This is a genomic window from Marinobacter shunpengi, assembly GCF_045449715.1.
Taxonomy (GTDB): domain Bacteria; phylum Pseudomonadota; class Gammaproteobacteria; order Pseudomonadales; family Oleiphilaceae; genus Marinobacter.
Map to the genome: position 1 here is coordinate 104,342 of NZ_JBJJLA010000027.1, position 17,913 is coordinate 122,254.

At 61.6% G+C, this 17,913-nt stretch carries 14 protein-coding genes; 8 read left to right on the forward strand and 6 right to left on the reverse strand.

Annotated features, from left to right (window positions below; all coding sequences use genetic code 11):
- The first annotated feature begins 23 nt into the window (after window positions 1-23).
- Window positions 24-1,415 (forward strand): C13 family peptidase, encoded by a 1,392-nt coding sequence (locus tag ACJO3T_RS19055; RefSeq protein ID WP_406979502.1) that lies wholly within the window; start codon window positions 24-26, stop codon window positions 1,413-1,415.
- 171 nt (window positions 1,416-1,586) lie between these two features.
- Here the strand turns inward: ACJO3T_RS19055 and ACJO3T_RS19060 are convergent, their stop codons facing one another.
- The 3 genes from ACJO3T_RS19060 to ACJO3T_RS19070 form a co-directional block, all read right to left on the reverse strand.
- Window positions 1,587-2,876 (reverse strand): M48 family metallopeptidase, encoded by a 1,290-nt coding sequence (locus ACJO3T_RS19060; RefSeq protein ID WP_406979503.1) that lies wholly within the window; start codon window positions 2,874-2,876, stop codon window positions 1,587-1,589.
- A 213-nt stretch (window positions 2,877-3,089) separates the two neighbouring features.
- Window positions 3,090-5,825, reverse strand: a complete 2,736-nt coding sequence (locus ACJO3T_RS19065; RefSeq protein WP_406979505.1) for a site-2 protease family protein — start codon at window positions 5,823-5,825, stop codon at window positions 3,090-3,092.
- Between the two features lie 148 nt (window positions 5,826-5,973).
- Entirely contained in the window at window positions 5,974-6,462 is a 489-nt protein-coding gene (locus ACJO3T_RS19070) for a DUF4124 domain-containing protein (protein ID WP_406979506.1), read from the reverse strand.
- A gap of 270 nt (window positions 6,463-6,732) precedes the next feature.
- On the opposite strand from ACJO3T_RS19070, the gene ACJO3T_RS19075 reads away from it, so the two are divergent.
- The 4 genes from ACJO3T_RS19075 to ACJO3T_RS19090 are packed head-to-tail and all read left to right on the forward strand — an operon-like array spanning window position 6,733 to window position 9,423.
- A complete protein-coding gene (locus tag ACJO3T_RS19075; protein WP_406965412.1) occupies window positions 6,733-7,113 on the forward strand; it encodes a hypothetical protein in 381 nt (126 codons plus the stop codon).
- A gap of 29 nt (window positions 7,114-7,142) precedes the next feature.
- Window positions 7,143-7,805, forward strand: a complete 663-nt coding sequence (locus ACJO3T_RS19080) for a CDP-alcohol phosphatidyltransferase family protein (RefSeq protein WP_406965414.1) — start codon at window positions 7,143-7,145, stop codon at window positions 7,803-7,805.
- A 3-nt stretch (window positions 7,806-7,808) separates the two neighbouring features.
- The gene (locus ACJO3T_RS19085) at window positions 7,809-8,765 is read left to right on the forward strand and encodes a phosphatidate cytidylyltransferase (protein WP_406965415.1); all 957 of its coding nucleotides are present in this window, start codon (window positions 7,809-7,811) and stop codon (window positions 8,763-8,765) included.
- Window positions 8,766-8,775: 10 nt separating this feature from the next.
- Entirely contained in the window at window positions 8,776-9,423 is a 648-nt protein-coding gene (locus ACJO3T_RS19090) for a lysophospholipid acyltransferase family protein (RefSeq protein ID WP_406965417.1), read from the forward strand.
- Window positions 9,424-9,438: 15 nt separating this feature from the next.
- Here the strand turns inward: ACJO3T_RS19090 and ACJO3T_RS19095 are convergent, their stop codons facing one another.
- Window positions 9,439-12,267 carry a mechanosensitive ion channel domain-containing protein gene (locus ACJO3T_RS19095; RefSeq protein WP_406979507.1) on the reverse strand — a complete coding sequence of 943 codons (2,829 nt, stop codon included), beginning with the start codon at window positions 12,265-12,267 and terminating at the stop codon, window positions 9,439-9,441.
- 158 nt (window positions 12,268-12,425) lie between these two features.
- Window positions 12,426-13,529, reverse strand: coding sequence for an enoyl-CoA hydratase/isomerase family protein (locus tag ACJO3T_RS19100; RefSeq protein WP_406965419.1), 1,104 nt, complete (start codon window positions 13,527-13,529; stop codon window positions 12,426-12,428).
- Between the two features lie 182 nt (window positions 13,530-13,711).
- Here ACJO3T_RS19100 and ACJO3T_RS19105 point away from each other — a divergent pair, with 182 nt between their 5' ends.
- Entirely contained in the window at window positions 13,712-14,050 is a 339-nt protein-coding gene (locus ACJO3T_RS19105) for a c-type cytochrome (protein ID WP_406979509.1), read from the forward strand.
- A 60-nt stretch (window positions 14,051-14,110) separates the two neighbouring features.
- Here ACJO3T_RS19105 and ppnN read toward each other — a convergent pair whose 3' ends face one another.
- Window positions 14,111-15,496, reverse strand: a complete 1,386-nt coding sequence (gene ppnN / locus ACJO3T_RS19110; protein ID WP_406965422.1) for a nucleotide 5'-monophosphate nucleosidase PpnN — start codon at window positions 15,494-15,496, stop codon at window positions 14,111-14,113.
- Window positions 15,497-15,611: 115 nt separating this feature from the next.
- On the opposite strand from ppnN, the gene thiI reads away from it, so the two are divergent.
- Both thiI and ACJO3T_RS19120 read left to right on the forward strand, forming a co-directional pair.
- Complete coding sequence (thiI, locus tag ACJO3T_RS19115; protein ID WP_406965423.1) at window positions 15,612-17,063, forward strand: tRNA uracil 4-sulfurtransferase ThiI; 1,452 nt, start codon at window positions 15,612-15,614, stop codon at window positions 17,061-17,063.
- A gap of 99 nt (window positions 17,064-17,162) precedes the next feature.
- Window positions 17,163-17,906 (forward strand): YdcF family protein, encoded by a 744-nt coding sequence (locus tag ACJO3T_RS19120; protein ID WP_406965425.1) that lies wholly within the window; start codon window positions 17,163-17,165, stop codon window positions 17,904-17,906.
- Window positions 17,907-17,913: the final 7 nt, after the last annotated feature.

A 17,913-nucleotide genomic window follows, 5' to 3' on the forward strand; every position in this document is an offset into this window, starting at 1 on the left:
ATCCTACAAGCAAAGAAGACAAGATGAAGACTGTATTATCACGCTCCCTGCGACTGCCCCTACCACTGATCGCAATTCTTCTACTAGCAGCCTGCGACACGGCACAACTGCTCCCCCCCGATGCCCAGCTCCCCGACGGCAGCACCTACACTGGCGATATTGAAGAGGGCCGTTTCCACGGTGAGGGCGTCCAGGAATTCAACAGCGGCATGGTGTACCGCGGGGAGTTCAGGAACGGGTACTGGCATGGTCAGGGTGTGCTGGAATCCCCGGCGGGTTGGCGTTACGAGGGTCGCTTCAGGGAAGGCCTGATGTCGGGCCAGGGTGTGCTTGAGGATGCGCACAGCCGCTATGAGGGCGGCTTCCGGAAGGATGACTTCCACGGTCATGGTCGTTATGAAGTCGGCAACAGCGTTTACGTGGCGGAGTTTGCCAATGGCAGCCCCGTAAAGGGCATGCATATCGACGAGTACGGGACCTACCAGGGGGAATTCCGCGACTGGTATTACCACGGCGAGGGAACTTACTACTATTCCGGGGAATCGGCGGAACTGGGCAGCCTCTCGGGTATCTGGGAAGAGGGTGAGTTTGTCGGAGGGGATGAATACATCCCCGAAGCGCCGGTTCCGGAGGAACCCGCAGAAGCGCTCACCGAAACCATTCTTGCCGAGGACCGCCAGCGCCTGGACCAACAGATCGACAACCTGGCACCGGAGCGTCCGGGGGTGACGGACGCCTACTTCCTTGCCGTGGGCGGTGACGGCACCGAGTCCGTTTTCATGCGCGACATCAAGGTGGCCAGGAAAGGCGTGCAGACGCTGTTCGATACTGAGAATCGCGCCATCATGCTGCTCAACCACCGGGATTACGAGTCCCTTCCCCTGGCAACCAGGCCCTCCATTGCAACGGCATTGGAAGCCCTGGATCAGCACATGAACCCGGAGGAAGACCTGCTGGTCATCCACCTGGTCAGCCATGGCGGAAGCGACGGGCAACTGGTGCTGCGGCAACCCGGTATCGATCTTCCTGACCTGACCCCCGAGGATTTTGCGGCGATGCTGGAACCCCTGGAAGCCCGCCGAAAGCTGCTGGTGGTGTCGGCCTGCTATTCCGGCCACTGGGTGGATCAGCTCAAGGACAGCAACACGTTGATCATGACCTCCGCCCGGAAAGACCGCACATCGTTCGGGTGCGGCGATGACTCGAAGATGACCTGGTTCACCAAGGCGGTGTACCGAAGCGTGGGACTGTCACTCACCGACCCGGACGCCATGTTCGACCAGATCAGCAAGCAGATCCGGGTGTGGGAGAAAGAGATCGGTATGGAGGAGGATGACTGGTCCTATCCCCAGTACCATCTGGGTGACGACCTGCGGCAATGGTTGGGTAGTGTTGCCCCCGTGGCTGGTGAGTGACGGCCCACGGTAGCCCGGACTATCTCTGCCGGGGCAGTCACGACGCATGGGGCTGGCCCCGGTTTCGGAAAGGCGTTAGATCGGTCGGTGGTGGTCTACAGAAACCGGGGTGCCCCGTTACCGGTCCGTTTCATTCGACAGTCCAGGTCGCGAAAGAGGGGGCCTTCCCCCTCAGCGACACTCCGCGGGCAACGCTCCTGTGTCCACATTCTGCCCATAGCAAAGCCAGCTAATCTGCCCCTGTTCGTCCACCTGTGGCTCCATCACCAGGTACTCTCCTTCGCCGTACACATCGTTGCCCATCCAGACGCCAATCATGCCGCCATCGTAAAGATCAATGTCGTAACTGAGCTCGTGGTTGGCGATGGTGACGTCCGGGTAGCCCAGGTTTTCCAGGGACGCCGGCCATTCCTGGTTTTCAATGGCGTAATCCGTCACCTCCTGCTGAAGCGGGTAAGCTTCAAAATAGGCTGCGCGAAGCCGGATCGATGAGTCGGTGGTATCCGCCTCCGCCCCGGCCATATCCATGTCGGAATATGCCCCATAACCCGATGTCATGGCGGCGCGCTGCTGGTAATCCTTGTATGCCGGAATGGCGATCGCCGCCAGGATACCGATGATGGCAATAACGACGAAGATCGAGGCGATACCGCCACCGACTCCAGTTCTGGGAATAAACAGGGCCAGTAGCCACGCCAGCCCGTGACGGGACGGATGGGATACTTTCTCGCCACGGTGCAGGGCGAGTGCCGTGGCCATGCGTTTGGTGAGCCAGGGGTAGTCGCCAGTCAGTTCATGGAACGACATCCAGAACCCGCTGGTGATCCTGGTCTGCTCGAGATAAGCACTCACATTGATGGTTTTCCAGCGTGAGTCACCCGCAGCAATGGCAGCAAGAGCCGCTTTCACGTCATCTTCAGACTCGCAGCAGGCGGTGCCGTAACGGTCACAGGTATACTCTTCCGCCCGTCGCAGTGCCGGCCCCAGCAGTGGCAGGATGGAGGCGGGCATGAGTAAAGGCTTCCACAACAGATGATTGCGGTGGATGTGTCCCAGCTCGTGACCGATGTAGAAGTCGATAGCGTCTGGATGATCTTCCAGGGCGTCCACCACATCCGTGAACAGGACCACAAAGCTGCGCCCAAGGAACCGCGTGGCCAGCGCATTGAAGAAGTCAGTCCGGAGCAGGTAGGCATCGGGCACCTCTTTCAGTCCTACCCGCTCACAGCTCTTGACCAGTTTGGCGTGCAGGTCCGGATATTGTTCGGGGGTTATTTTCACCCCCGACCCCTTCAGGTGAGAAATAAAGGCAGAGTGGGCGAACAGGAAGATGACGTAGGCAAGCAGGACATAGATAAGGAAGATGCCCAGGGTGCCCAGCACCAGAGCCAGCCAGAAGAGCCCGGAGATAAGGGCAGCAATCACGAATAACGGTTTTTCGTTCTTGTAGACCAGATCCATATGGTAATGATTCCTTGAGAATGCATTAAAAAGAGCGAAATGACCTATGGCCATTGCAGGTTGGGCAAAAAGATTGCCCAAAATTAATTAATCTGTCCAGAGAGGTATGGGCAAACGTGCAGCAGTTCTCAAATTGGCAGTCGTTTCCAGAGTGGCTTTCCGGGTGCGGGCTGGCCCGCTAACCTATCGCTTTTCAGAGAGGCGGATACCGAACTAGGGCAAATATTCGTGAACCGCATCTCGCATCAGCAGGCTACGCTGGTAGCGGTAGCCGGACTTGTCGCCACATTCGCACTGGCGTTGCAGGTGGGCCTTGTAGTCTTCGGGACTCAGGTCGATGGCGTCAAGCTCCGCCAGCAAACGTTCGGTATCCCGGGTAGGTGGTTCGCGGGTCAGGCCTCCATGGCTTTCCTCACGGTGCACCATCAGTAACTGGGCCAGGTAATCTGCTTTCTCCTTGTCGTAATAATAGCGGTAGTCTTCGCCTTCATTGGACTCCAGGGTGGTAATGGCAGCCTCCAGGTCGGCCCTGGCACTGGTATGGTCGCTGAGCTTGAAGTGTGCCCAGGCGCGTCGTTCCGACAGGTCGGGTTCCATGTCCGGTTGGTCGCGGAGTTCGTCCGCCAGTGCCAGGGCCCTGTTGTACTCACCAAGGTCAAGGTGCAGGTCGATGAGCTGGTTGGCGGAAGTCCGCAGGAGGTAAGGGCGGGAGAATTCGTCCATGCTCCTGGCTACTGACATGCTCTCCCGAAGGCGACCGATGGCCGCAGTGTGATTCTCCAGTTCGGAGTACACCCTGGCCTGATGATTCAGGTTGTAAACCAGGCTGTAGCCGTTGTCCTCCGCGGCCAGTTGCCTCCAGAGTGCTTCGGCTTCCTTGAGATATGCCAACGCCTGTTCTGGCGCATCGTCTGTTTCTGCGATGCTGGCCAGCTGGTCCAGCGCTTCGGCGTGGCCGTCAATGGCCTCAACCGTTGACTCGTTGAGCTGATAGAGCTCCACGGCCTGCTGCAGATCGTTGATGGCGTCTTTCCGTAGCTGCTCAAGGGCTTCCGTATCGTCGCCTGCCAGTTCCTCGTCGTAGTAGTGGGCGATCTCCGCCGACAGGTGCAGGTTCCGGGCCATTGACAGCGACTCCGACAGACCCAGTCTGGCCAGCAATTCCCGGGACTCGTCCAGATACTCCCGCGCTTTCTGGAAGCGATCCATGTAATAGGCGTCCCGGGCAGCGGAGTACAGTACCTGGGCCCGCGTTGCATCGTCCTCTGTCTCGGCGAGGCGAGCTTCCCAGTCTACGGTCTCGTAGTCATTGAACGGCCAGTCCACAATGCCGTGATAGGCGGCGGCTACCGGTGTTCCCAGCAGGAAGAGCAGGTACAGGGCAAGCCCGATAACGCTGTCCCGCAGTGTTGGTGTGGGCTCCTTGAGTCGCTTGCTCAACCCTCTGGCAAGCTGGAAGCGGCCATGGAAGGGCAGGATGGTCCGCGTGGCCTCGAAGCCCTGGTAGATGTCATGCAGGGAAGGTGCCTCTCCGGTCTTCTGCCCATCCCGGGCACCACGCCGGATATGGGCGAGTACCTGTGCTTCCCGGTACTGGTGAACCAGGCCGAACGCCAGCAGTATGCCGATACCGGCCAGTAATGGCTCGGACAGCCACCAGGCCAGCCCGAAGAAGGCCAGCATACTGGTCCCGCCAAAGGCGGCCTGGAGTCCGGGCCAGCGCTGGAATATCAGGAGGTTGGCCACCTGGCCGCCGTCAAGGGGGTAGATGGGCAGCAGGTTGAAGAAGTTGATGAACAACAACATGAAAATCAGTGTGCTCATCCACTCCGGGCTCCACTCGGGGTAGGTGAGCCAGAGTGCAGCCCCAAGCAGGATGCCGGGCACCGGTCCCGCCAGGGCAATGAAGGTGCCCTGCAGGGGGGAGGCGCCCTCTTTCTCGCCCCGGGCAATGGCGCCAAGGAAGGGGATGAACAGCACCTGCAAACGCTGGAATCCACACAGCCGCATGGCCGCTATATGGCCCATTTCGTGGAAGAACAGGACCGCCACAAGGACGATCAGGGCGGTCAGGTCCAGCCGCATACCGAAGCTGATCATGAACAGCACCAGGGAAACCAGCAGCAGGCCCAGCTTGTGGGAAGCGGGTGCGGGTTTGCGGGCCATATCCGCCTCGTTGTTCGCGTGGGCGATGACGGAAACCCGGGGATCGGGAAACATGGGCGTCTGAGGGTCGTTGTGTGTCGTGGCCTTTGCGAGTTTGCTTCCCGCCTTCTGCATGCGTCGGATGAGACGCCAGGCTCCCAGGTGGCTGAATCGGTAGCCGGCTTCCCGATTGCCCATGGTGAGGTCTCCACGGTGGCAGAGTTCGGTCGCCAGGCCGTCGAAGAACGCATGGCCATGCCGGCAGAATTCGCTGGCAGACACTTCCCTTGCGTTGGCTGCCTGACCGGAAACACGGTTCCGGTGGTAGTCCCAGAGTTCGTCCAGGGTATCCAGGTAAGGATCTTCCCACTGGTAGCCCTGGGGGGTTACGCCCAGGACATGGCGAATGCGGTTGGTGGTGTAGAGGATGTCACCGTTGACGGGGAAGTGGAGGAATTCCACGTTGAACTCATGGCCGGGTTCGGGCTGCGGGTGGATGGTGACTTCGCCGTAGCTACCGGTGTCGGGATGGAAAAGCACGAGACCGTGAAGGGTGCTATCCGGATGACTCATCGGCGGGTTGATCACCAGCCAGAAGCGGGGCTCGAACCCCAGTGCTTCCAGTTCGCGCGCTTTCTCCTCCACAAGGGATTTTTCGTTCCCGGGGACACGATGTGCATCGATGGGCGTGAAAACAGGGGCCTGCTTCCAGCGCATGCTTCGGATCTGGCGATAGGCGGCCACGAACATCGCTGCGAAGGCGATGGCCACCAGGAGTACGGCGATAACAACAATCTGCGTCATGGGCCCAGGCTTTCCCTGCTCTGCTTGGAATCAGACTGACATTAACGGATATTCATGATCAATTCTGCCAGCCATGACACATCAGCGGGAATGGATTCCGGATCCGGCCCGATTGTATCAGCCCGGTTGAGTGAAGGTGTTTATTCCGTCAGAACACCGGGTTATGACGCTGCCCGCAACGGGCCAGGTGGTTGGAGATGTCGCCCAGGCACTCGAAGAACTTGCGGGTATTGCCGGTTGAGCTCTGACAGTTACCGACCGTGATGTTGCCTGCCATGTCGTCAATCTGTTTCATGCCGTTGTTATATTGCTCCCGCGACATGTGGCCGGTATCCAGGTTGCGCTGGCCGACGCTGCGCATGCTTTCGATCCATTCCTGCCCATTGGCCACCGAGGTTGAACAGTCCAGGCCGTCACCGGAAGCGGATACGGGCGAGGCGCTGCTGGCCCGGCTGGTGGTGCTGGAACCGGAGTGGCTGCGTACCCGCACCTCGCTGGACCTGCCATTGGTACAGGGCTTGTCGGAATAGGCGATGCGACCGTCACTCATCTCGCACTTGTACACCCCGGCGTGGGTGATGGACGACGCCATCAGCAGGACCGGGAGGGCCAGCAGGATCAGAATCCGTTGTATCATGAACAGTATCCTTACAGGGTCGGGTCAAACCACCGGGGCGACGAAGGTGATGGTTAGGGTGGAATAAAGTTTATCGGAGGCGGTGCCGGGGGCGGAGCCCTGAATTGTCAATTGATGTAAAAGCGGTCGGGTTGTGAACCGGGTTCACCTTTTTCGTTGCGGCTCGCCGGGGCGGGAGCCGGGCCCTGATAGTACCGGTCGGATGCATGGTGTAGCATTCGCTGTTACATTCAGGTAATCCAAAGGCCGTTGTTCCAGGGACGGGAGACCATGGAAAGGACATCCGGAAAATTGCTGGCCGCCAGCCTGGCCTTTGCCCTCTGGGGAGGCTGGGCACTGGTGGTCAACCGGGAAGCCGGCTGGCAGCCGGCACTGATTGCCTGCCTGGTGCAGGGCGCCATCAGTTTTGTCGTCACCCTGATCATGGCAGCTGCGGTGACCTGGCAGGTCCGGCGGTTTCGGACCCCGGTTGGCCGGGTGCTGGTGCCTCCTTTCCTGACCGTGTCGGTGACCGGGGCCTTTCTCTACCTTGCGCATACCCTTGGCCAGACCCCCGATGTCTGGCGGACCATCGTCCCACCGTCGACGGTGGCGTTCTGCTATTGCCTGTTTCTGAGTCTCCAGCTTCAGCGCCAGGCGTCCTTACCCTGAAAGTCACTCATATCCCGGAGTTGTAAGTAATGGATGATGTACAAGGCCAGAGAAGGCCGCTCAAGGTTCGACAGAAACAGTGGTCTGGCCAGTTCGCCCATTGGCTGGCGCAGCGTGAGATCTCCCCCAACCAGATTTCCCTGGGGAGTATCCTGTTTGCGCTGCTGGGGGCCGGCGCCTTCCTGGCCAGTGGCGTGCTGGATGGCGGATGGCGCTGGCTGTGCCTGCTGCTGGCGGCGGCGATGATCCAGGGCCGCCTGCTGTGCAACCTGTTCGATGGCATGGTGGCGGTCGAAGGGGGCAAGAGTACGCCCGCCGGCGAACTGTTCAACGATGTACCGGACCGGGTCAGTGACGCCCTGTTACTGGTGGCCCTGGGGTACTCACTGCCGGGGTTCGATTCCGCGCCCTGGCTGGGCTGGCTGGGGGCATTGCTGGCGGTGCTCACTGCCTACGTCCGGGTGCTGGGCAGCTCCCTCGGGGTGCCGGCGGATTTCCGGGGGCCCATGGCCAAGCAGCATCGAATGGCTCTGATGACCATTGCCTGTGTGGTATCCGTTTTTGACAGCACCTGGGCAGCGCCCGGTATGGCGCTCTGGCTGACGTTATGGGTGGTCGCGGTGGGGAGCGCTGTGACCTGTGGTAGACGTCTGATGGGTATCCATCACGCGCTCAGCCGGGGGGAGGCATAAACCATGGATCTGTCTTTCCTGTTGATTCTCTCGCTACCCGCCAGCATCCAGTACGCCATGCTGGCGGTATTCCTGCTGCTGGTCATTGGCTCGGTGGCGGAACGCCTGCTGGCGAGCCGTATGGCGGAGGAAGCTCACCGGGAGTTGCGCCAGCGTATCAACTCCTGGTGGATCATGGTCGGCGTGGTGTTCGTGGTGCTGATCATCGGCCGCGGGGCGTCGCTGGCGTTCTTCGCCGTACTGAGCTTCCTGGCGTTGCGGGAGTTCTTCTCCATCCTGCCGGTACGGCATACGGACCGCCGTGTGATCCTGGCCCTGTACCTGATGATCCCGGTTCAGTACTACTGGGTCGCCCTGGATTGGTACGGGGTGTTTATCATTTTTATCCCGGTTTACCTGTTCCTGTTCATTCCCTTTGCCCTGCTGATGCTGGGGGAAACCCGGGGCTTTATCCGGTCCGCCACCTCCTACCAGTGGGCGGTGATGACCACGGTGTTCGCCATCAGCCACATTGCCTACCTGCTGATCCTGCCCGGGGAGCGCAACCCGGCGGGCGGGCCCATCGGGCTGGTGCTCTACCTGCTGTTCCTGACCCAGTTCAACGACGTGGCCCAGTACCTTTGGGGCAAGACCCTGGGCAAGCGCAAGATCGTGCCGAAGATCAGCCCCAACAAGACCTGGGCCGGATTCCTGGGGGGCGTGGGCACCACCATGGTACTGGCGATGCTGCTGTCCACCTGGCTGACGCCGCTGTCCTGGTTCGAGGGACTGGGGGCCGGCCTGCTGATTGGCGTGGCGGGGTTCGTGGGCGACCTGACGGTGTCGGCCACCAAGCGGGACCTGGGCATCAAGGATACCGGCCAGTTGATTCCGGGCCATGGCGGCATCCTCGATCGCATCGACAGCCTGATGTACACGGCGCCGCTGTTCTTCCACTTCATCTACTACCTCAAGTACTGAAGGGGGCGTCATGTTTGGCAATAGCCTGAAAAAGCTGTTCTTCCTGCTGATCGTCAAGCCGGTGGTGTTCATCGGGCTGGGGCTCAACCTGTATAACCGTGAGCGGCTTCCCCGCTCCGGCCCGGCCATCATCGCGGCCAATCACAACAGCCACCTGGATACCATGGTGCTGATGGCGCTGTTTCCCATCCGCCAGTTGCCAAAGGTGCGACCGGTGGCGGCGGCCGACTATTTCCTGCGTAACCGGCTGCTGGCCTGGTTTGCCCTCCGGGTTATCGGCATTATTCCCCTGGATCGGCAGGGTGGTGCGTCAAAGGAGGAGCTGTTTGCCGAGTGCCAGGCCGCGCTGGACAACGGGGAGATCCTGCTGCTGTTTCCGGAGGGCAGTCGTGGTGATCCGGAGCAGATGCAGCCATTGCGCAAGGGGATCTATCACCTGGCCCGCAGTGTGACCGGCGTCAATGTGACCACGGTAGTGATGCACGGACTTGGCCGTGCCATGCCCAAGGGGGGCTCCATGATCGTGCCGTTCAACTGCGATGTCGTCGTGGGCGAGGCCCATGTGCCCGGTGACAGCGCTGATGCGTTCATGGACCAGCTCTCCCGGGCGTTTGATGAACAGTTGGCCCAGTGCCTTACCCGGCGGGTGGAGGAGTAGCCCGTTGCTGGCGATTCAGTCATCCTCTTTCTGTTGACCGCCATCGGGCTGGCCGGGATTCCAGGGCCCCGACGCGGTGCGGATGTGAATATCCCGCTGCGGGAAGGGAATCTCGATGCCCGCCTCCCGTAGTGACCGGGTAATGGCGGAATGCAGTTCGTGGGACAATGGCATGATGTCCAGCAGGTCCCGGACGAACGCCCGCACCTCGAAGTTCACACTGCTGTCGCCAAAGCCCACGCAGAAAACCGCCGGCGCCGGATTGTCCACCACCCGGTCGTTCTTCATGGCTGCGTCGTAGAGCAGGTCCCGTACCGTGTCCACATCCGAACCGTAGGCCACTCCCACGCGAATAATGACCCGGGTAATGGGGTCGGTGAGTGTCCAGTTGGTCAGGTCCTGGGTCACGAACGTCTTGTTGGGGATGATCTGCTCCTTGCGGTCCCAGTCCACCAGGGTGGTGGCGCGGATTCGTATGCGGGAGACGGTGCCGGTGGTGCCGCCAATGGACACGGTATCCCCCACCCGGATGGGGCGCTCGAACAGCAGGATGATGCCGGAAACGAAGTTGGCCACGATTTCCTGCAGGCCAAAGCCCAGGCCAACGCCGAGGGCCGCCACCAGCCATTGCAGCTTGGACCACTGCAGACCGATCACCGCCAGCGACGCGGCAATGCCGATGAACACGATGACGTAGGTAGCCATGGTGGTGATGGCGTAGCCCGCCCCGGGCTCCAGCTTGAGCCGGCTGAGAAGCATGACCTCCAGGGTGCCGGGAAGGTTGCGGGCGGCGAGCACTGTGCCGGCACCAAACAGAAAGCCCATCATCAGGTCACCGAGGGTGATGGGCAGCGGGTCGGCCCCTTCAACACCGGTCGTGATGGTCCACAGGGTAATGTTGTCGAATACCGCAAGGGCTGGTATGACATCGGCCCAGAATACCCACAGCACGGCTACCGCCAGGACAACGGCAAGAATCTTGAGCAGCGCCTTGCTTTGCTGGCTGATGTCCTTGAGGTCCATCTCTGGCATGTCCAGGGTCACCGGTATCCCCTCGCCGGAGGATCCCGCCGCCTCCCGGGTTTCCGCCAGCCGGCGTTCGGTAGCCCGCTGTTCCCGCAGGCGATCCAGGGTCAGCCGGCGTTCCCTGACCGCCAGCCCCCGCAGGGCCATATAGTAAAACAGCATGACGAAGGCCAGCCAGGAGATGCTGATAAACATCAGGCCTTCCAGTTCCAGCGCGGTGTAGTGATAGCCCCAGAATGACGCCAGTGCCAGCAGTATCGGCAGGCTGACGGCAAGGATATGTGCCCCTTTCAGCAGGCGGCGTTCGGGATGGTGGAGGCGCACCGACGACATCACACGGTGGGCGAACAGGGAAAGCGTGACCGAGGCAATGGCGAACAACAGGCGGCCAAGGCTGTCGTTGAAACTGGTCCCCTGGGGCGTATCCAGTGTTGCCATGATGATGATGACGGGAGCAAGGACCGCCAACAGTACCGGAATGTTGCGGCGGATGGCCCGCTGGGTGTCGGCATTCCAGCGGAAATGTCGCTCAGCCAGGCCGTCCCGGCGGGCCACGGAGTGAAGGGTCCGCAGCAGCAGGGTCACGAATGCCGCGCCGGTCAGGCCCGAGGCAAGGGCTGCAAAAAAGGCGTTACCCTCCTTCAGCAACAGTGCCAGAATGGACAGGAGGAGGACCCCCGGCAACGCCAGCAACACGCTGAAAAGGGCTGCGGCCATCGTGTAGCGTACTCTGTCCCGACCCACATTGCCCACGTACTGTCCGGAGTTGATCAGGGCCCGGACGATGCTCCTGCGCCGGGCCAGCAGCAGGGCCACGCCCAGTGTCAGCGCGAGGATGCGCAAGCCCCGTTCGGACACCGACCGCTCCAGGGCCTCCATGAGGTCGGGCCCCCGGAACCCGGAAAGGAACCAGGTAACGCTCTGATAAAGGCGGTCGAACATGTCGGGGCTGACCGGGTCGGCGCTGGGCAGCCAGAACAGCCGTTGCTGTAGCAGTTCCTGATAGGCGTAGAACCGGTCTTGCAGCTCGATGACGGTGTTGTAGTACTCATTGAGCGTTTCAATATGTTGGGTGACCGCCGAGTGGAGCTGAGCGATCAGGTCACTGCGTTTCTGCTTCATCCGGTTCCGACTGGTGGCTTCGGGGGACGTGATGGCGCCGTATTCCTCGAGGCGAAGCTGTTCCTCCCGCGCCGAGGAAAGCTGTTCGCTGATGCCCCGGGTCAGCCCTGCGGCAACGGTCTGGCTTTCCAGGCGGTCCAGGCGTTGGCGCAGCAGGCGGGCGTACTCCCCGGTCAGGTTGAGGCCGGCTTTCTCCAGGCGCAACTCGAAACTCTGGTATTCCTTGTTGAGGCGTTCCAGTTGGGACTCGGCATGAGCCAGCCGATGGTTCGTGGCCTCCAGCGCTGCCTGGCGTTTGTCGAGGGAGTCGCGCAACACCTGGATCTGCTGGCGGATATCGGCGGTCTCGGCGGCCTGGAGCTGGCTTTCAACGGGCTCTTCCTCGTAGTCTTCCAGGCTTGGCTGCACAGGGGTGGCGGAAGGCTTCGGTGGTGGTTCTTCGGCTTCCCCTTCATTAACGGAGGCCTCGCCAGTGGCCCCTTCTTCCTGGGCGACTTGTGATTCACCGGTTTCGCCGTTGTTCCCGGTGGTTTCCCCATCAGACTGCTTATCCTGACTCCCGGCCAGGTCGCGGACGCCGGGTGGCAACAGGTCGGTGACGGCGGCGGTCGCCGGTGCGGTGGTAAGCGTCGACACCAGTAAAAACAACATGATCAGGCAGTCGCGTGGGCGAGGGAAGGCCAGGTACGCTGTCATGGTCGCGGGAACGTCCTCTGTCTTTTCGGGAAGTCGTTGTTTGCCCTGGACAGCACGCGCCATCCACGACAGTTCCAGATAACCAGTGTAGCGTGATCAGGGTGTTGGTAAACGGTCGGGGAGTGGTGCCCACAGACCGACACCGTCACGACACCCGGTCAGAGGTCCGCCAGTGGCGATTCCTGTTCCGGCCAGGGTGCCTCGAAATAACCCTCAATGGTCGCTTCCGATACCTCGGCCAATGAATGGCAGGACCAGGTCGGGTGCCGGTCCCGGTCGATGACCAGGGCACGGATGCCTTCCTGCAGGTCGGGGTGGCGACCGCAGTTGGCGGCCATGGCCAGTTCCATCCGGAAGATATCCTTCAGGGACATCTGCAGGCCATGGGCAAGCTGGCTCTCCAGCAGGCCCAGCGAGATCGGGCAGGCCTGGCGAAGGCTGTCTTTGCAGGCGTTCCACCAGTCATTGCCGGGCGGGCTTTCCAGCAGCCTTGCGACCACCCTTGGCAGTTCATCCCGGCGGCACAGGCGGGCGATATCCTGCTCATAGCGGGCCAGCTCACTGTCCGGCAGATCCGACGGGCGTGCCTCGCGGATCTGGTTCAGCAGCCGGAACAGGCGGTTGTCGTCAGCAGCGATCTCGCCGGTCCAGTATTGTTCGCTGATGCGTTCGACAAGCTCATCCTGTCGTTCGCGATCAAGTGCCAGGTCGGCCAGCCCCACCCGCATGGCGTCGCTGGCATTGAGCCGGGCCCCGGTCAGGCCCATGAACAGGCCGATACTGCCCGGCAAACGGTTGAGGAACCAGCTGGCCCCCGCGTCGGGAAACAGACCGATGGTGGCCTCGGGCATGGCCATGACCGTTTCCGGTGTGATCAGGCGGTAGCGGCTGGCCTGCAGCAGGCCCATGCCGCCGCCCATGGTAATGCCGTGGGCCAGGGTGATCACCGGCTTGGGAAAGGTGTGCAGGGTGTAATCCACCCGGTACTCCCGGGCGAATATATCTGTAACGGCTGCGGCAGGTGCCGGTGCCCGGGTGGCCTGGTATACCTCCCGAAGATCGATCCCCGCCGAGAAGGCGCGATCACCGTTGGCGGTGATCAGCACCAGGCAGATGTCGTCGTTCTCGGCCCAGGCATCCAGTTGCGCCTGCAGTCCGGTCAGCATGGCGGAGGACAGGGCATTCAGTTTGTCCGGCGAATTCAGGGTGAGGATGCCGAGGATGCCACTTCGGCAGGGGATTTCCCGGGTCTGGATGCTCATGCTGTCTGGCGCAGTCCTTCTGGTTTGTCTTGCAACGCTCGAAAAGCCTACTTTGGTGATAACTTTACCAGAAATAAAGCGTACTAAGGTCGCAGGTTACAGGCGGGAAGACTGCGTTGATATGTCTCAATCGCCACCTCCCGAACCTGTGTTATAACATCAAAAAACAGATGGAGAGACCTATGAATGTTGGCAAAGTGGTAGTGGCAGGTGCGTTCATGATGAGTGTGATGTGGGCTGGTCCGGTTTTCGCCGCCGGCAATCCCGAGGCTGGCAAGGCCAAGGCCGCGGTTTGCGCAGCCTGTCATGGCAGGAACGGTGTTGCCCAGATTCCAGGGTATCCCAACCTGGCGGGCCAGAATGAGGCCTACCTCATTTCCTCCCTGAAAGCCTATCGCAGCAAGGAGCGTAGCGGTGGCCAGGCGGCGGTGATGCATGGCCAGGCCTCCGGGCTCAGCGATGAGGACATTGCCAACCTGGCAGCCTACTATGCCAGCCTGCCGGCGGACGGGGGCGAATAGGTCAGCCCGTCCCCGATGAAAAACCGGCCCTTGCCTGGCCGGTTTTCTGTCTCCCTGCGGTCAGTACCCCCCGCTGACAATCCGGTAACTGGGGATATAGGCGGAGCCGCCGGGCAGTTTCATGCGGTCCTGGGCCACGAAAGCGGCCAGCATCTCTTCCAGGGGATCCAGCAGCACCGGGTCGCCGGCAATCTCGAAAGGACCTTTCGCCTGCACCTGGCGGATGCCGTCCGCTTTCACGTTACCCGCCACGATGCCGCTGAATGCCTTGCGCAGGTTGGCCGCGATCAGGTGTGCCGGCTGTTTGGTATGCAGGTCCAGGGCCCGCATACTGATGTGGGTGGGGTCGAAGGGTAGCTGGAACACCGGGTCTATCTTCAGCATCCAGTTGAAGTGGTAGGCGTCCTGCATGGCCCGGCGGAAGGTCTCCACCTCGGTGACGCCCTTTTTCATGGCCTGGGCCACCCGGACCGGATCGTCAATAATGATCTCGTACTTTTCCGCCGCCTTGTTGCCCAGGGCGTTGCGAATGAAGCGGTCGATCATCTCGAAGTATTCCGCGTTCTCCTTCAGGCCGGTGAACACCACCGGGAAGGGGATATCGGCGTTGTCCGGATGCAGCAGGATGCCCAGCAGGTAGAGGATTTCCTCCGCCGTGCCCACACCGCCGGGGAACACGATGATGCCGTGGCCGGCCCGCACGAAGGCCTCCAGGCGCTTCTCGATATCCGGCAGGATCACCAGTTCGTTGACGATGGGGTTGGGGGCCTCAGCACCGATAATGCCAGGTTCCGTGATGCCGATGTAGCGGCCATTCTTCACCCGCTGCTTGGCGTGACCGATGGTGGCGCCTTTCATGGGCCCCTTCATGGCGCCCGGACCACAACCGGTGCAGATGCTCAGACCGCGCAGGCCCAACTGGTGGCCCACTTCCTTGCTGTAGGTGTATTCCTCGCGGCTGATGGAGTGGCCGCCCCAGCACACCACCAGGTCGGGCTGGCGACCCGCCTGCAGGGCCCGGGCATTACGCAGCACGTGGAAGATCAGGTTGGTGATGTCTTCCGGGTTGTCCCGCCGGAAACCGGCCACCGAGGAGGGAATGGTATTCGAGTAGACCAGGTCCCTGAGCACCGCAAACAGGTGCTCGCGGATGGCCCGCAGCATCTCGCCATCTACGAAGGCGCTGGCCGGCGCATTCAACACTTCCAGCTTGAGGCCCCGGGGCTGGGGCACCAGCCGGATGTCGAAGTCGGCATAGGCCTCCATCAGGTCCTTGCAGTCATCGGTTTCCGCGCCGGTGTTGAGCACGGCCAGGGCACACTGCCGGAACAACTGATAGAGGCCGCCCTCGCTCCGATCCTTGAGGCGGTTGACCTCGTGGTTGGATAGGATTTCGAGGCTGCCCTCCGGCGACACGAGGGCATTGGCCGTGGGTTGTTTCTGCATTCCAGGCATCCTTTCTGATTTTGGCAAGGCCGGATTTTGAGCCATTACGGGAACCGGGTAAACTAGGTGTTTTACGACGAATACGCCAGTCACCTTCGACCGATCCTTTAATCCCATGATGTTACTGATCCGCCCGGCCGCCGAAGTGGCCATCAAGAGCAAGCCCGTCCGCCGCCAGCAGATGCGTCAGCTACGCCAGAATATCCGCAAGCTGCTGGTGCGGCTGGACGACGACATCCGGGTGGAAGGCGCCTGGGACCGGATCGATGTGGACGTTCCGGAGGACCGGGGCCTGCTGAGCCCGGTGCTGGACGAGTTGAGCCGCATTCCCGGCATTTCCACCATCCAGGAGATTTCCGTGTATCCCCTGCAGGACCTGGATGATGTCGCCGACAAGGCCCTGGCGGCCTACCGGCAGCGTCTTGCCGGTCAGACCTTCGCGGTCCGGGCCCGGCGTACCGGTCAGCACGACTTCACCTCCAGCGAGCTTGAACGCCATGTGGGCGGGTATCTTCTGGCCCACACCGAGGCCGCCGGCGTGCGGCTCAAGGAGCCGGATGTGGAGGTGCGCATCGACGTTCGCAACGACCGGTTCCACATTTCCCATCGCAAGCATGAAGGCATGGGCGGCTACCCCATTGGCACTGTCGAAACCGTCATGACGCTGATTTCCGGCGGTTACGACTCCTCGGTGGCGGCTTACCTGATGATGCGGCGCGGCCTGCGCAGCCATTTCCTGTTCTTCAACCTGGGCGGGCATGCCCACGAAGTTGGCGTGAAACAGGTGGTCAGTCACCTCTGGCAGCGTTATGGCTCGTCCCATTCGGTGAAGTTTGTGTCCGTGCCCTTCGAAGGAGTAGTAGCCGAGATCATGCGCTCGGTCAATCACCGGCACTGGGGCGTGGTGCTCAAGCGCCAGATGCTGAAGGCGGCGGACCGGGTGGCGGAAGAGCTGCGGGTCGAGGGCCTGGTGATGGGGGATGCGGTGGCCCAGGTGTCGAGCCAGACCCTGACCAACCTGAATGTGGTGGACCGGGCCAGCGACATGATCGTGCTGCGCCCCCTGATCGCCATGGACAAGCAGCAGATCATTCGTATCGCCCATGATATCGACACCGAAGCCTACGCCCGCAACATGCCCGAGTACTGCGGGGTGATTTCCCAGAAACCCGCCACCCGGGCCAAACTGCACCGGGTCGAGGCGGACGAGGCGCTGATGGATCCGGCTGCCCTGCAGCAGGCGGTGGACAACCGCACCGAAACCCCGGTTTCCCGTATGATGATCTCGGAGGTGACCCCCGAGGAAGTGGAACTGGTCAGCACCCCGGCGGTGGATGATGTCATCATCGACGTGCGTCACCCGGACGAAGAACAGCGTTCGCCCCTGACACTGACCAATAACGAGGTGATCAACATCCCGTTCTACGAACTCAACCAGCAGGTTGATGACCTGGACAGGGGCCGCTGCTACCTGCTCTATTGCGACAAGGGCACCATGAGCCGCATGCACGCCGGCCACCTGAAGGCCGAGGGGCACGACAACATCAAGGTGTACGTACCGGGCTGACGGGGCGCTTGCCCTTGTTGGCTGAACTGTCGTTGGAATAACCGTTTCCACCCCGGTCGCCCCGGGCTGGGTCTCCCATGCACGAAAGGACTCCTGCCGATGCTCTACGTTCTCAAGTACGCGGTTTTGCCCCCGTTCCTGAATATCCTGCTGATGGCGGCGGGCATGCTGCTGGTGAGGCGTTTCCCCCGACTTGGGTGGGCACTGATGATCCTGGGCCTGGTCGCCCTCTACCTGCTGTCGATCCCGCCCGTCCAGTCGGTGCTCAGTATCGGTCTGGAGGATCATCCGGTGCCGACGGTGGAGGAGGCGTCCCGGGCGGATGTCATCGTGGTCCTGGGCGGTGGCCGTGAGACCGATGCGCCCCAGTGGTCCGGGCGGGACGTGGTGGCCGAGGCGCCCCTGGCCAGGCTGGCGGAGGCGGCTCGCTGGCACCGTCGCACCGGGTTGCCGCTACTGCTGACCGGTGGCAGGAATGAAGAGCGCGACCTGGAGTCCGAGGCACAGTTGATGAACCGCATGCTGGATGAGGCCTTCAACATCCAGGCCCGCTGGATGGAGCACGAGAGCGGCACCACCCGGGAGAACGCCGAATTCAGCGCCCGCATCCTCAACGCCGGCAACCTGGACACCATCCTGCTGGTGACCCACGCCGCTCATCTGACCCGGGCCATCCCCGAGTTCGAGCGGCTCGGCTTCGAGGTGATCCCCGCTCCCATGGGCTTCATCCATACCGGGGATCATGACGGCATCGAACTGGTACCCCGTACCTGGTACCTGCAGCAAAACACCCGTCTGCTCCATGAGCAGATCGGGCGCGTTTACTACTGGCTGACGCTTTAAGCCGGTA

Excerpts from the sequence above, each read along its gene's own strand:
- ACJO3T_RS19055 (WP_406979502.1), top strand. The coding sequence starts at position 24 with ATGAAGACTGTATTATCACGCTCCCTGCGACTGCCCCTACCACTGATC.
- ACJO3T_RS19060 (WP_406979503.1), bottom strand. The coding sequence starts at position 2,876 with ATGGATCTGGTCTACAAGAACGAAAAACCGTTATTCGTGATTGCTGCC.
- ACJO3T_RS19065 (WP_406979505.1), bottom strand. The coding sequence starts at position 5,825 with ATGACGCAGATTGTTGTTATCGCCGTACTCCTGGTGGCCATCGCCTTC.
- ACJO3T_RS19070 (WP_406979506.1), bottom strand. The coding sequence starts at position 6,462 with ATGATACAACGGATTCTGATCCTGCTGGCCCTCCCGGTCCTGCTGATG.
- ACJO3T_RS19075 (WP_406965412.1), top strand. The coding sequence starts at position 6,733 with ATGGAAAGGACATCCGGAAAATTGCTGGCCGCCAGCCTGGCCTTTGCC.
- ACJO3T_RS19080 (WP_406965414.1), top strand. The coding sequence starts at position 7,143 with ATGGATGATGTACAAGGCCAGAGAAGGCCGCTCAAGGTTCGACAGAAA.
- ACJO3T_RS19085 (WP_406965415.1), top strand. The coding sequence starts at position 7,809 with ATGGATCTGTCTTTCCTGTTGATTCTCTCGCTACCCGCCAGCATCCAG.
- ACJO3T_RS19090 (WP_406965417.1), top strand. The coding sequence starts at position 8,776 with ATGTTTGGCAATAGCCTGAAAAAGCTGTTCTTCCTGCTGATCGTCAAG.
- ACJO3T_RS19095 (WP_406979507.1), bottom strand. The coding sequence starts at position 12,267 with ATGACAGCGTACCTGGCCTTCCCTCGCCCACGCGACTGCCTGATCATG.
- ACJO3T_RS19100 (WP_406965419.1), bottom strand. The coding sequence starts at position 13,529 with ATGAGCATCCAGACCCGGGAAATCCCCTGCCGAAGTGGCATCCTCGGC.
- ACJO3T_RS19105 (WP_406979509.1), top strand. The coding sequence starts at position 13,712 with ATGAATGTTGGCAAAGTGGTAGTGGCAGGTGCGTTCATGATGAGTGTG.
- ppnN (WP_406965422.1), bottom strand. The coding sequence starts at position 15,496 with ATGCAGAAACAACCCACGGCCAATGCCCTCGTGTCGCCGGAGGGCAGC.
- thiI (WP_406965423.1), top strand. The coding sequence starts at position 15,612 with ATGATGTTACTGATCCGCCCGGCCGCCGAAGTGGCCATCAAGAGCAAG.
- ACJO3T_RS19120 (WP_406965425.1), top strand. The coding sequence starts at position 17,163 with ATGCTCTACGTTCTCAAGTACGCGGTTTTGCCCCCGTTCCTGAATATC.